The following is a 13,209-nucleotide window of genomic DNA, read 5'->3' as shown; positions in this document are numbered from 1 at the left end:
CTTGTATGGAAAAATGTCCATTTAATGCTATTATTAAGAAGTAGCCTTTAGGGGGAATAGATATGAAGAATATAACTTTAATAATAGACGGGCGCAAAGTAACTGTACCAGAAAACTATACTATTATTCAAGCGGCTGAAAAATTGGGAATTGAGATACCTGCGTTATGTTATGATCCGAATTTAGAAGTAGTATCTTCTTGCAGGCTATGTGTAGTTGAAATTGAAGGGAACCCAAAATTGATGACATCATGTTCAACACAAGTAGCTGAAGGAATGATAGTTTATACTGAAAGTGAAAGAGTAATCAAAACAAGGAAAGAAATATTACAATTATTATTGGATAATCATCCAAATGACTGCTTAACTTGTGAAAAGGCCGGAGAGTGTTTACTTCAAAAATACGCTTATAGATATGATGTTAAATTTAGAGAACATAATGGAGAGAAAAGAAAAGCTCTAATGGATACATCAAGTCCTTATATATTAAGAGATGAAAGTAAATGCATTCTTTGTGGCAAATGTGTAAGAACGTGTGCACAAATAAATGAAAGAGCAGTACTATCTTTTGCTAATAGAGGCTTTGAAACAAGAATAGTTGCGGATGCAAATAACTCACTAGAAGAATCGAGATGTGTATCTTGTAATAGATGTGTTGCAGTATGTCCAACAGGTGCATTAATTGATAGAAGGAATATGAATAAGGTAAGAGCTTGGGAGGCTGAAAAAGAAATAGTAAAATGTAAGGTTTGTGAATACGGTTGTGATTTTGAAGTTCTCAAGAAAAATGGTAAAGCTGTTGCGGTAAAAGCAAAAACTCCAGGAGAGGGAAGACCACTTTGTTTAAAAGGAAGACTATGGACAGAATTAGTAAACGTAGAAAAAGTTGATAAGCCATATATAAAGGAAAATGGTAAGTTTATTGAGACAGACTGGCAAAAAGCACTAGGGCTAGAAGAAATAACAGAAAAAATAAAAGGCTAAGCAGGGAGGGTAGATTTTATGGTTAATATTACTATAAACGGCAAGAAAGTTGAAGTATCAGAAGATTTAACGATACTTCAAGCATGTAGAGAAATAGGAATTGAGATTCCTACCCTCTGTCATGATGAAAGATTAGAACCTCATGCTGCTTGTAGACTTTGTGTTGTAGAAGTAGTAGGAAGAAGAAATCTTCTTACAGCTTGTTCAACTAAAGTAGAAGAGGGTATGGAAATTTACACTCATAGTGATAGAGTTATCAAAGCAAGGAAAGATATATTAGAGCTTCTCATTGCAAATCATCCACTAGACTGTTTAACTTGCGAAAAATCAGGAGATTGCAAGCTTCAGGATTATTGTTACGAGTATGATATCAAGGAATCAAGTTTTAAAGGGGACAAAAAGAAGTATCCTATTGATGATACTAACCCATTTTATTATAATGACCAGAATAAATGCATTATGTGCGGTAAATGTGTTAGAGTTTGTTCAGAATTGCAATGTACTAATGCAATAGGATTTAGTGAGCGCGGATTTAAGGTGCATGTAACTACTCCATTTGAAGAAGGTATTGAAAATTCAATATGTGTATCTTGTGGTAACTGTGTATCAGTATGTCCAGTAGGTGCTTTGATGCCAAAATCTAAGGAGAAATTTAGATTATGGGAGGCTAAAAAAGTAAGAACAACTTGTTCATATTGTGGTGTTGGTTGTCAGATGGATTTGCTTGTAAAAGATAATAAGATAGTTGGTGTACAGCCTGCAGATGGTCCATCGAACAATGGATTATTATGTGTAAAGGGCAAATTTGGATATAACTTTGTTAATCATCCCGATCGATTGAAAAAGCCATTAATTAAAAAGGATGGTAAATTTGTAGAGTCGACATGGGATGAAGCATACAGACTTATTACTGACAAAATAAAAGAAATTAAAGATAAATATGGTTCAGAAGCTTTTGCAGGGCTTACTTCTGCTAGGTGTACAAACGAAGAGAATTATCTTTTCCAAAAATTATTTAGAGGTGTAATCGGCACAAATAATGTTGACCACTGTGCACGACTCTGACACTCCTCAACAGTTGCAGGTCTTGCAACTACATTAGGTAGTGGTGCTATGACAAATAGTATTGAGGAAATTGTAAATGCTGATGTAATTTTTGTTACAGGTTCTAATACAACAGAAAACCATCCAGTAATTGGAGCTCAAATGAGGCAGGCTAAATTAAGAGGAGCTAAGATTATCGTAGCAGATCCAAGAAGAATAGATTTAGCTAAGGATGCAGATGTATTTTTACAAATCAGACCAGGTACAAATATAGCTCTATTTAATGGTATGATGAATGTAATTATAGAAGAAGGACTACAAGATAAAGAATATATTAAACAAAGAACGGAAAACTATGAAGAATTAGAAAAACTAGTTAAAGATTATACACCTGAAAAAGTAGGAGAAATTTGTGGTGGAGACCCTGAAGATATTAGGAAGGCTGCAAGACTATATGCTAAGGCCGACAAAGCTGGAATTTATTATGCTATGGGTATAACTCAACATAGAACTGGCACACATGGTGTTATGGCTGTTTCTAACTTAGCATTATTATGTGGTAATGTAGGCAAGGAATCAGCAGGAGTTAACCCATTACGTGGTCAGAACAACGTTCAAGGTGCTTGTGATATGGGTGGATTACCAGCAGACTTACCAGGATATCAAAAAGTATTTAAACCAGAGGTAATAGAAAAGTTTGAGAAGGCATGGGGAGTTAAACTATCATCAAAGGTAGGTTTAACAATACCAGAAATGATACATGAAGCAGAAGAAGGTAATATTAAATTCATGTATATCATGGGTGAAAATCCAATGGTATCTGACCCTGATTTAAATCATGTTAAGAAAGCGTTAGAAAATTTAGATTTTCTAGTTGTTCAAGATATTTTCTTAACAGAAACAGCAGAACTTGCTGATGTAGTTTTACCAGCCGCATCTTTTGCTGAAAAAGATGGTACGTTTACTAATACAGAAAGAAGGGTTCAGAGAGTTAGAAAGGCTATAGAACCAGTTGGAGAATCAAAGCCTGATTGGGAAATATTGATGGATATAATGAATATGCTAGGATACGATAAAAAGTATTCACATCCATCTGAGATAATGAATGAGATAGCTTCTGTAACACCTCAATATGGTGGTATAAGTTACGATAGAATTGAAGAAGTAGGATTACAATGGCCATGCCCTACAAAAGACCACCCAGGAACTAAATATTTACACAAAGATTCCTGTGCTAGGGGTAAAGGTTTATTTATGCCAACTGATTATGTAGAAAGTGCAGAATTGCCTGATTCTGAATATCCGTTTATTTTAACTACAGGTAGGGTATTATATCATTATCACACAAGAACAATGACAGGTAGAGTGGAAGGATTAAACAAATTATCACCAGAGTCATACATTGAAATAAATCCAGCTACTGCTAATAAGCTTGGACTTAATGATGGGGATAAGGTAAAAGTTACATCAAGACGTGGTGAAATTACAACTAAAGTTAAAATTACAGACATTGTAGATGAAGATGTAGTATTTATGCCTTTCCACTTTGCAGATGGTGCAGCTAACTTCCTAACTAATACAGAACTAGACTCAATTGCTAAAATACCAGAGCTTAAGGTGTGTGCAGTAAAAGTTGAAAAATTATAATTATTACTTACAGGTGAAATTAGGAGGAGATTTCTAAATTTTGGGGTGGATAAAATGTTTAAAGTAGGTATTATTACTGCTAGTGATAAGGGGTATAAGAAAGAAAGAGAAGATTTAAGCGGTAAAGTTATAAAGGATATAGTAACAGAAAAAGGCTATCAGGTAGAAAAATATATTGTACTTCCCGATGAAGAGAATATGATATATGAAGAAATAGTTTATATGGCAGATGAATTAAGTGTTGATTTAATCTTAACAACAGGAGGTACTGGATTCAGTACTAGAGATGTTACACCGGAAGCTACGAGGAAAGCTATTGACAGGCTTGCACCAGGGATATCTGAGGCTATAAGGTATTATAGCCTTCAGATAACCTCTAGGGCTATGCTTTCCCGTGGCATTTCAGGTATAAGAAATAAAACTTTAATCATTAACTTACCTGGAAGCCCCAAGGCAGTAAGGGAGTCTTTGGAATATATTATTGATGCTGTGCATCATGGGCTAGAGATTATGACCGGTAAAACAGGTGAATGTGCTAGATAGAGGGATTAACATGAATAAATTTGGAAGCGCTGTAATATTAGCTGGCGGTAAAAGTACTAGAATGGGATTTGATAAGCAGCTATTAAATATAAATGGTAGAAGGCTTATTTTATGGATTATTGAAAAGCTTAAAGATGAGTTTGATGACATAATTATTGTATCTAATAAGCCGGAGTATTATAGTGAAGTCGATTGTAGAATTGTGTCTGATATTATAAAAGATATGGGACCTTTAAGCGGGATACATGCAGGTTTAATGAATGCAAAAAGTCAATATGTGTATTTTATAGCATGTGATATGCCCGTTATTAATATAGACTATATCAAACATATGAAAAAATGTTTAAATAGCAGAAATTATCATGGTTGTGTTACACAAGTTGGTGGTTGGATAGAGCCTTTTAATGCCTTTTATTCGAAGAGTATAACAGTTGCAATTGAAGGTCAGCTTAATAGGGGGAAAAGGTCGGTTTTTTCATTAGTTAAAAGTCTAGATTTTTATATAGTAAACGAGATGATTGCTTGTAAATTCAGTCCTAATTGGGATATGTTTATAAATTTAAATACAATACAAGAGCTTACTAAATTTAAGACATTGCAAGAGAAAAAGGGAATAGGGGTTAAATGTTTAACATAATTTAAAAGGATTGATAGAATGGATAATGTAAAAGAGTATAAAATACTTAGGTTGAACGACGAAAAAAATAGAAATGATACAGATATAATAGTTGTTGAGTATCCTTTTACCATTTTCATAAATGATGAAGAGTTTGTTACACTTCTATGTAGTCCTAAATCTCTTAAGTATTTAGCTATAGGATTTTTACATTCTGAAGGAATTGTAAATAAGAAGGAAGATATAGCTAATATTACAATAGATAAAGATAATGGACATGCATATGTTTATACAAAAAACAAAAATATTTTAGCAAAGAAGCTATATGGTAAGAGAACTATAACTACTGGATGCGGAAAAGGATCTATATTCTATAATGTTATGGATTCATTTAAAAGCAAAAGTATAAAGAGAAATATAACAGTAAAGAAAGAGAATATTTTAAAGTTAATTAGAATATTCAACAAAAAGTCGGAGCTTTTCGCAAGTACTGGCGGAGTTCATAGCTGTGCATTGTGTCAAGAAGATAAAATGATACTATTTGAAGAGGATATTGGAAGACATAATGCTCTAGATAAAATTTTAGGCAGAGCTTTACTAGATGATATAGACTTGAAAGATAAAATGGTTTTAACCAGTGGAAGGGTTTCTTCTGAAATATTGATTAAGATTGCTAAGAGACAGATACCAGTATTAATTTCAAGATCAGCTCCTACTAGTTTAGCTGTAGATATAGCAAGAGAGCTTAATATTACATTGATCGGGTTTGCAAGAGGTAAAAAAATGAATATCTATTCAAATTTTTCGAGCTTAATGTCCTAAGGTGGATAAGCTATGGATATTAAGCCGATGGGTATAAGGAGAAATCTTTATGCCTCCCGTGTTTGGAAAGGAAAATTTGGGTTAGTTGACAACATATATTTATGCTGTTGGGTTTTTATACCCAAATTAGTTGTCAGCAACTTAAACAGTCCTTTCTGGGACTGTTTTTTTATAATCCATAGGAAATTATAATAAAATCTTATATTTTTAAAAAATTAATGTTGATTTTATTGAAACTTTATCTGGCATGCTTACATGCCAGAGTCGTTATAGACCTTATTGAATTGTGGATAATTTTAAATATAATTTCCGTTTATGGATTTCAACAAAATCTTCTTTAATTTATTCAAATCGAAGATTTTGTTCTAATACTTAGGAAATTATAAAACTTATTAAAAGGAGGATATGGTGATGAATAGAAAACTTACCATTTTATTGAGTATAGCATTAGTTTTAGTCTTATTAATAGGGTGTAATATTCAGGAAAAAAATAAAGTCAATTCAAATACCATAATACTAGCTACCACAACTAGTACTAGGGATAGTGGGTTATTAGATTACTTATTACCTAAATTTGAAGATGAAACCGGTATTAAAGTAAAAGTAATTGCAGTAGGTACGGGAAAGGCGTTACAAATGGGAAGAGACGGTGAAGCAGATATATTATTAGTACATGCTAAATCAGATGAAGAACAATTTGTAAAAGAAGGACATGGACTTAAAAGGCATGATGTTATGTATAATGATTTTGTTTTAGTAGGACCTAAAGATTTAGAAGTAGAGTTTATGGGTAAATCTAATGATATAATTGAAGCTTTTAAAACTATAGCAAAAAATAAGTATAAATTTATCTCAAGAGGAGATAATTCAGGAACACATAAAAAGGAATTAAAAATATGGCGAGAAGCAGGTATTGAACCAGAGGGTGCTTGGTATGTGTCTGCAGGTAGAGGAATGGGTGATGTGCTAAAGATGGCAGATGAAATGAGAGCTATTACATTGACAGATAGAGCTACTTATTTAAAATTAAGGGATAAGATAAATTTAAGTATATTAATAGAAAAAGATAATAGACTGTTTAATCAGTATGGGATAATTTTAGTTAATCCAAATAAAAACGATAATATTAATTTAGAAGGTGCAAAAATGTTTATGAACTGGCTGCTTTCAGATAAAACACAGAAGTTAATTGGAGAATACGGTAAAGATAGGTTTGAAGTACCTCTATTTATACCAAATGGCAGAAAATAGGTACTGGGTACTAGAAACAGAGAACAGGGATAGGGAATGTAAAATTAGATTATTGACTATTGGCTTTCCGACATATCGAATATCAAATAGCGAGTGACGAATAGCGAACTACTAACAAAGGGAGGTAGAAGTGATGGATTATATTTTAGATGGGGTAAAGGAAGCTATAAAGCTTTTATTAAGCTTTGATAGAGAGATGTATCAAATAATATTGTTATCAATATTTGTTTCTTCTACCTCTACTGTTTTAGCTTCAATAATTACTGTTCCAATAGGAATTTTTTTAGGGCTAAAAAGTTTTAAGGGTAAAAAATTATTTACAAGGATTCTTTACACATTCATGAGTATTCCATCGGTTATAGTTGGTTTAATTGTAGCAATTATTTTATCTAGGAGAGGTCCTTTGGGTTTTTTAAACTTATTATATACTCCTATGGCTATGATAATAGCTCAAACACTATTAGTTACACCACTAATTTTAGGATTAACATATAATCTATCAAAATTCAGAGGTAAGGAAATTGAAAAATTGGGAATTACATTAGGTGCAAATAGAATAGATATATTGATTTTGATAATAAGGGAGCTTAAAGTAGATATATTACTAAATGTGATTACTGGATTTTCAAGGGCTATTTCTGAGATTGGTACAGTTATGATAGTTGGAGGTAATATAAAGGGGTACACTAGAGTTATTACAACTTCTATAGCTATGTTTAATTCTATGGGGGATTATTCGAAGGCTATAGCTTTAGGAATTGTATTATTAATAATTTCATTTTTAGTTAATAACATAATTTACACCTATACTCAGGAGGAGTGATATGGAAGTTTCCTTATATAATGTTAAGAAAAACTATGGTAATAAAAATATTTTAAATATAAGTGAACTTAAAATAAAAAAGGGAAAAATTACAGGTTTAATTGGACAAAATGGTGTAGGGAAAACTACTTTATTAAATATAGTAGCTGGTTTAGATAAAGATTTTGATGGTGTAGTGAAATATGATGGCAAACAACTAAGTAAAAGTATTTTAAAAGAAATGACAATAGTTTTTCAAAGGCCTAAGCTATTAGCAAGAAGTGTATACGAAAATATAGAGTATCCTTTAAAACTGAGAAAAATACCTAAACATATAAGAAAGAGCATGGTTAATGAAATTATGAATCGATTTAGAATTAATTACTTGAGAGATGCAATAGCAACTAATTTGTCTGGTGGAGAATCACAAAAAGTATCTATTGCGAGAGGGATGGTATTTAATCCAAAACTGTTAATACTTGATGAACCTACATCAAATCTAGACAGTAAATCTGTTTTTATTATTGAAAAAGAGATTATAAACATGAATAGAGAAAAAGGTACGACAGTGATAATAGTAACTCATGATTTAAAACAGATTGAAAAAATTTGTGATGAAGTAATTTGCTTAGAGGATGGGAAGGTGTTTTTCTAATGGATTTTTTTAATGTAGTTTCTGTAGAGAAAGCTAAGAAAATGATAGTAGAAAAGTTTATGGATTTTGAGCTAGATATTCAGGAAATTGAAATAACAAAAGTTTTAGGAAGAGTTTTAGCCGAAGATATTATATCTGATATAAATGTTCCAGAATTTAACCGTTCTACAGTAGATGGTTATGCAATCATAAGTAGTGATAGTCATGGAGCAACTGATACTATACCAAGTTTTTTAAACTTAATAGGTGAAGTCAAAATGGGAAGTAAAACTGAGTTTAAAATAACATATGGAGAAGCAGTTTATGTACCAACTGGGGGTATGATTCCTGAAAGGGCAGACGGAGTAATAATGATAGAAAATGTAGAGGTAATTGATGAGAATACAATAGCAGTCTTAAAACCTATTGCTCCAGGTGAGAATATAATTAGAGCTGGCGATGATATAAAGAAAGGTAGTATTGTTTTAAAACGTGGAAAGAGATTGGAACCACAAGATATAGGTGTTCTTGCAGCTATAGGATTAAAGAATGTTAAAGTATATAAGAAACCTAGATTTTACATTATTTCAACTGGAGATGAGCTGATAGATTTAGATGAAAAATTAGATTTTGGGAAAATAAGAGATATTAACGGATATAGTCTTAGTGCTTTAGTCCAACAAATAGGAGGAGAAGTTGTACAAAGAGTAATTGTAAAAGATGATTTTAACTTGTTAAAAAAAGAATTGGAAAAAGCTATAGACTTATCAGATATTGTACTTATTTCTGGAGGTAGTTCTGTTGGGAATAGGGATTATACTTATCAATTAATAAATTCTTTTCAAGGTGAAGGTGTTTTTATACATGGTGTATCAATAAAACCTGGGAAACCTACTTTAGTAGGCGAAGCCGGTGGAAAAATAATATTTGGTTTACCAGGACATCCTGTATCGTCTATTATAATTTTCAAAGTTTTTGTTGAATATCTTGTAAGAAAAATTATGGACATGCCATATGAGATTAAAAAAACAAAAGCGGTTATGGATTCTAATATTCATTCGTTTCCTGGTAGAGAAACATATCAAATGGTAACTTTAGAAGAAAGACAAGGCAAAATATTTGCTAAACCTAATTATGGGAAATCAGGAATGATTACATTGTTATCTAATTCAAATGGATATGTAATAATTAAATCTAATGAAGAGGGCTTAAACAAAGGAGAAGAGAGAGAGGTATATTTTCTTTAGGGGACAGGGAATAGAGATAAAAAATTAAAAATTGAAAATGTAAAATTATTTTGTTGTTAGCCATTCGTCATTCGATGTTTGCCTAATAAAAAATAAAATGCGGATAGCAAGTAGCGATAAGCGAAAGACGTAAGTAGTTTTGTTTTCTGGCAACTAGTAACTGATTCTTTTATTTCATGGCAACTAAATTTAAAGAATATTAAAGAGCGAAAAATGGACGACTAATGACGAAATATAAATATTTATGGGAAGGAGATTTCCGTTGAGTATTGATAGAAATATTTATATAGGAAATTTGGACGTAGATGAAGCTAAAAGAATATATTTTAAAAAGATTACTAAAAAGTTAGATTATGAAGAAGTGGATGTATTAGATTCATTGGGGAGATTAACATTTGAAGCGATATATGCTAAAACTTCAGTTCCCCATTATAATGCAGCAGCAATGGATGGTATAGTAGTTAAAGCAGAAAAAACATATGGTGCTAGTGAAGTAAACCCTGTTATTTTAGTAGAAGGAAAAGACTTCGAATATATTAATACAGGGAATTTAGTCACAGAACCTTATGATTCTGTAATTATGATAGAAGACGTTATCGAAATAGGGGAAGGAAAGGTAAAAATAATAAAGCCTGCATATCCTTGGCAGCATATAAGACCTATTGGAGAAGATATTATAGCAACTGAAATGATTATTTCATCTAAACATAAAATTCGACCTGTAGATTTAGGAGCATTAATTTCAGGAGGAATTAAAACTGTTAAGGTATACAAAAAGCCTAAGATAGGAATTATACCAACTGGATCAGAGTTAGTTGAAAGAGTAGATGAATTAAAGGAGGGCAAAATCCTAGAATCAAATTCTAGAGTTTTTGAAGGGTTAATACTAGAATATGGAGGGATTCCTAAAAGATATAAACCAGTAGAAGATGATTACAACCTTCTTAAGGAAGCTATAATTAAGGGGATAGAGGATAATGATATTCTATTAGTCAATGCTGGTTCGTCAGCAGGGTCTAAAGATTATACTGTTAAAATAATTAAAGAGTTAGGAGAAGTTGTTGTTCATGGTGTTGCTTTAAAGCCAGGAAAACCAACAATATTAGGTTTGATAAATAATAAACCAGTTATTGGAATACCAGGTTATCCTGTGTCGGCATATCTTGTATTTGAAACTTTTGTCAAACCTTTAATTTTTAAATTTCAGGGAATAGATACTGATGAGTGTAATATTATTAAGGCAATTTTATCAAAGAGAATAGTTTCATCTTTAAAACATAAAGAATTAGTTAGAGTAACTTTAGGACATATAAATGGTAAATATATAGCTACACCTTTAGTTAGAGGTGCAGGAGTTACTATGAGTTTAGTTAGAGCAGACGGTATATTGGAAATACCTAAAAACATAGAAGGTATAGAATCAGGCAAAGAAGTACAAATAAAGCTATTAAAAGCAGAAAAAGAGATAAAAAATAGATTGGTTTCAATTGGAAGTCATGATTTAATTATGGATGTTATATCTGATATGATGAAGATTTCATCAGGACATGTGGGAAGCATGGGTGGTATTATGGCTATGAGGAGAAGAGAATGTCATATATCACCAATACATTTATTAGATCCAAATACAGGGCAGTACAATATTCCATACGTCAAGAAATATTTCCGAGGCAATAAAATGGTTGTAATAAAAGGAGTAAAAAGACTTCAAGGATTTATTGTTGCTAAAGGTAATCCGTATAATATTAAATCATTTAGCGATTTAACTAGGGACGATATAACTTTTATAAATAGACAGAAAGGTTCTGGTACTAGAGTGTTATTAGATTATAACCTTAAAAAAATAGGAATAGATGCTAATGATATTAAAGGTTATCAAAGGGAAATGAATACTCATATGTCTGTGGCTATGGCTGTAAAGACAGGTATAGCTACTACAGGGGTTGGAATTTTATCGGCAGCTAGGGCTGTTGGTCTAGATTTTATACCTGTAGGCTATGAGGATTATGATTTTTTAATACCATTTGAGTATTTAGAAAAGATAGAAATTCAAAGATTTATTTCTATATTAAAATCGCATGAGTTTCAGAAAAGAGTAGAAAAGCTAGGTGGATATAAATTTAAAGATACTGGCGAAATAATTATAGTTAATTGACTTAAATTAAAGTAGGTGGGCTTATGAAAGATTCTTTCGATAGAGAAATAAACTATTTAAGGTTATCTGTTACAGATTTGTGCAATTTAAGGTGTAGATATTGTATGCCAAAAGATGGTGTATGTAAGTTATCACATGAAGAAATATTAAGAATTGAAGAATTGTTGGAAATAGCTAGGGTTTTTGAGTCGCTTGGCGTAAAAAAAGTTAGATTAACTGGAGGAGAGCCATTAATAAGAAGAGGAATAATTGAGTTGGTTGAAAGCATAGCTAAATTAAAAGGTATTAAAGATTTAGCTATTACTACTAATGGTATTTTGCTAAAAAAATACGCAAAGTCTTTAAAAGATGCAGGATTAAACAGAGTAAATATAAGTATAGATACATTAAGAGAAGATAAATTTTCGTATATAACTTGTGGAGGCAAACTTAAAGATGTATTAGAGGGAATTGAAGAAGCAAAAAAAGTTGGATTAGCACCTATTAAATTAAATGTAGTTTTAATAGCAGGATTTAATGAAGATGAAATAGAAGATTTTGCGAAGATAACTTTAACTGAAAATATAGATATAAGATTTATTGAATTAATGCCGATTGGTCAAGCAAGGAACTTTGCTATTGAAAAATTTATAACTAGTAGAATAGTGTTTGAAAAAATCCCCAATATGATAAAGGTTCCTAATTCAGAGCTGCATTCACCAGCAATTTATTATAAAATGCCTAATTCTAAAGGTAGAATTGGTTTTATTAATCCGATCTCTTGTAAATTTTGCGATTCGTGTAATAAAGTAAGGGTTACATCTCAAGGGAAGTTAAAGCTTTGTTTACACTCAGATGAAGAAATTGATTTAAAAACTCCTTTAAGACAAGGTAAAGATTTAAAAGATATAATATATAAAAAAGTGAAAAATAAACCTCTATCACATAATTTGGAAAATGGTAGTTGTATAAATAAGAATATGGTTCAAATAGGAGGTTAATATGAAATTTACACATTTTAACGATGAAGGTTTAGCTCATATGGTAGAAATAAGCAGTAAGGATGATACTATACGAACAGCAATTGCCAAGGGCAAGATTAGTATGAAAAAAGAAACTATCAATTTAATAAAGGAAGGTCTTATAAAAAAGGGTAATGTACTTTCTGTTGCACAAATAGGCGGTATAATGGGAGCTAAAAGGACAAGTGATTTAATTCCAATGTGTCACAACATATTTATAACAGGAGCTAATATAAGATTTAAAATATTAGAAGATGCTATTGAAATTGAATCAGAAGTTAAAACTGTTGGGAAAACTGGTGTAGAAATGGAAGCTCTTATGGCAGTATCTATGGCAGCGCTTACTATATATGATATGTGTAAGGCTGTAGATAAGGATATGGTAATTAGCGACATTATGCTTGTAAAGAAAACTGGTGGTAAGTCTGGGGATTATAGTAGGTATTAAAATCGAGGAGTGATTG

Annotated in this window: 12 protein-coding genes and 1 riboswitch; all 12 genes read left to right on the top strand. The window is 31.5% G+C overall.

All coding sequences use genetic code 11. The features are described 5' to 3' along the window. The first annotated feature begins 62 nt into the window (after positions 1-62). The 12 genes from BFN48_RS10825 to moaC all read left to right on the top strand — a co-directional run bounded on the left by BFN48_RS10825 (position 63) and on the right by moaC (position 13,193). On the top strand, positions 63-983 hold the full coding sequence (locus BFN48_RS10825) for an NADH-quinone oxidoreductase subunit G (RefSeq protein ID WP_069650923.1): 921 nt from the start codon (positions 63-65) through the stop codon (positions 981-983). A gap of 18 nt (positions 984-1,001) precedes the next feature. Next, positions 1,002-3,674: a formate dehydrogenase subunit alpha gene (gene fdhF, locus BFN48_RS10820; RefSeq protein WP_083238912.1), complete on the top strand. Its 2,673-nt coding sequence runs from the start codon at positions 1,002-1,004 to the stop codon at positions 3,672-3,674. A 54-nt stretch (positions 3,675-3,728) separates the two neighbouring features. Continuing rightward, positions 3,729-4,217 (top strand): MogA/MoaB family molybdenum cofactor biosynthesis protein, encoded by a 489-nt coding sequence (locus BFN48_RS10815; RefSeq protein WP_069650922.1) that lies wholly within the window; start codon positions 3,729-3,731, stop codon positions 4,215-4,217. Between the two features lie 10 nt (positions 4,218-4,227). After that, the gene (gene mobA / locus BFN48_RS10810; protein ID WP_069650921.1) at positions 4,228-4,854 is read left to right on the top strand and encodes a molybdenum cofactor guanylyltransferase; all 627 of its coding nucleotides are present in this window, start codon (positions 4,228-4,230) and stop codon (positions 4,852-4,854) included. A gap of 18 nt (positions 4,855-4,872) precedes the next feature. Further along, complete coding sequence (fdhD, locus tag BFN48_RS10805) at positions 4,873-5,655, top strand: formate dehydrogenase accessory sulfurtransferase FdhD (protein ID WP_176718872.1); 783 nt, start codon at positions 4,873-4,875, stop codon at positions 5,653-5,655. Then, positions 5,624-5,744, top strand: a riboswitch (molybdenum cofactor riboswitch). It overlaps the preceding gene by 32 nt. A 322-nt stretch (positions 5,745-6,066) precedes the next feature. Beyond that, positions 6,067-6,906, top strand: coding sequence for an ABC transporter substrate-binding protein (locus BFN48_RS10800; protein WP_069650920.1), 840 nt, complete (start codon positions 6,067-6,069; stop codon positions 6,904-6,906). Between the two features lie 133 nt (positions 6,907-7,039). Further along, on the top strand, positions 7,040-7,729 hold the full coding sequence (locus BFN48_RS10795; protein ID WP_069650919.1) for an ABC transporter permease: 690 nt from the start codon (positions 7,040-7,042) through the stop codon (positions 7,727-7,729). A gap of 1 nt (position 7,730) precedes the next feature. Further along, complete coding sequence (locus tag BFN48_RS10790; RefSeq protein ID WP_069650918.1) at positions 7,731-8,363, top strand: ATP-binding cassette domain-containing protein; 633 nt, start codon at positions 7,731-7,733, stop codon at positions 8,361-8,363. Then, positions 8,363-9,589: a molybdopterin molybdotransferase MoeA gene (locus tag BFN48_RS10785; protein ID WP_069650917.1), complete on the top strand. Its 1,227-nt coding sequence runs from the start codon at positions 8,363-8,365 to the stop codon at positions 9,587-9,589. Before BFN48_RS10790 ends, BFN48_RS10785 begins: the two co-directional genes overlap by 1 nt. Before the next feature lie 244 nt (positions 9,590-9,833). Continuing rightward, entirely contained in the window at positions 9,834-11,744 is a 1,911-nt protein-coding gene (locus tag BFN48_RS10780) for a molybdopterin biosynthesis protein (protein ID WP_069650916.1), read from the top strand. A 23-nt stretch (positions 11,745-11,767) separates the two neighbouring features. Continuing rightward, complete coding sequence (gene moaA, locus BFN48_RS10775; RefSeq protein WP_069650915.1) at positions 11,768-12,724, top strand: GTP 3',8-cyclase MoaA; 957 nt, start codon at positions 11,768-11,770, stop codon at positions 12,722-12,724. A 1-nt stretch (position 12,725) separates the two neighbouring features. After that, positions 12,726-13,193 carry a cyclic pyranopterin monophosphate synthase MoaC gene (moaC, locus tag BFN48_RS10770; RefSeq protein WP_069650914.1) on the top strand — a complete coding sequence of 156 codons (468 nt, stop codon included), beginning with the start codon at positions 12,726-12,728 and terminating at the stop codon, positions 13,191-13,193. Positions 13,194-13,209 lie beyond the last annotated feature (16 nt).

Source organism: Caloranaerobacter ferrireducens (genome assembly GCF_001730685.1).
GTDB classification, from domain to species: Bacteria; Bacillota; Clostridia; order Tissierellales; family Thermohalobacteraceae; genus Caloranaerobacter; species Caloranaerobacter ferrireducens.
The sequence above is the reverse complement of the archived record's forward strand: the minus strand, read 5'-3'. Positions and strand labels throughout refer to the sequence as shown.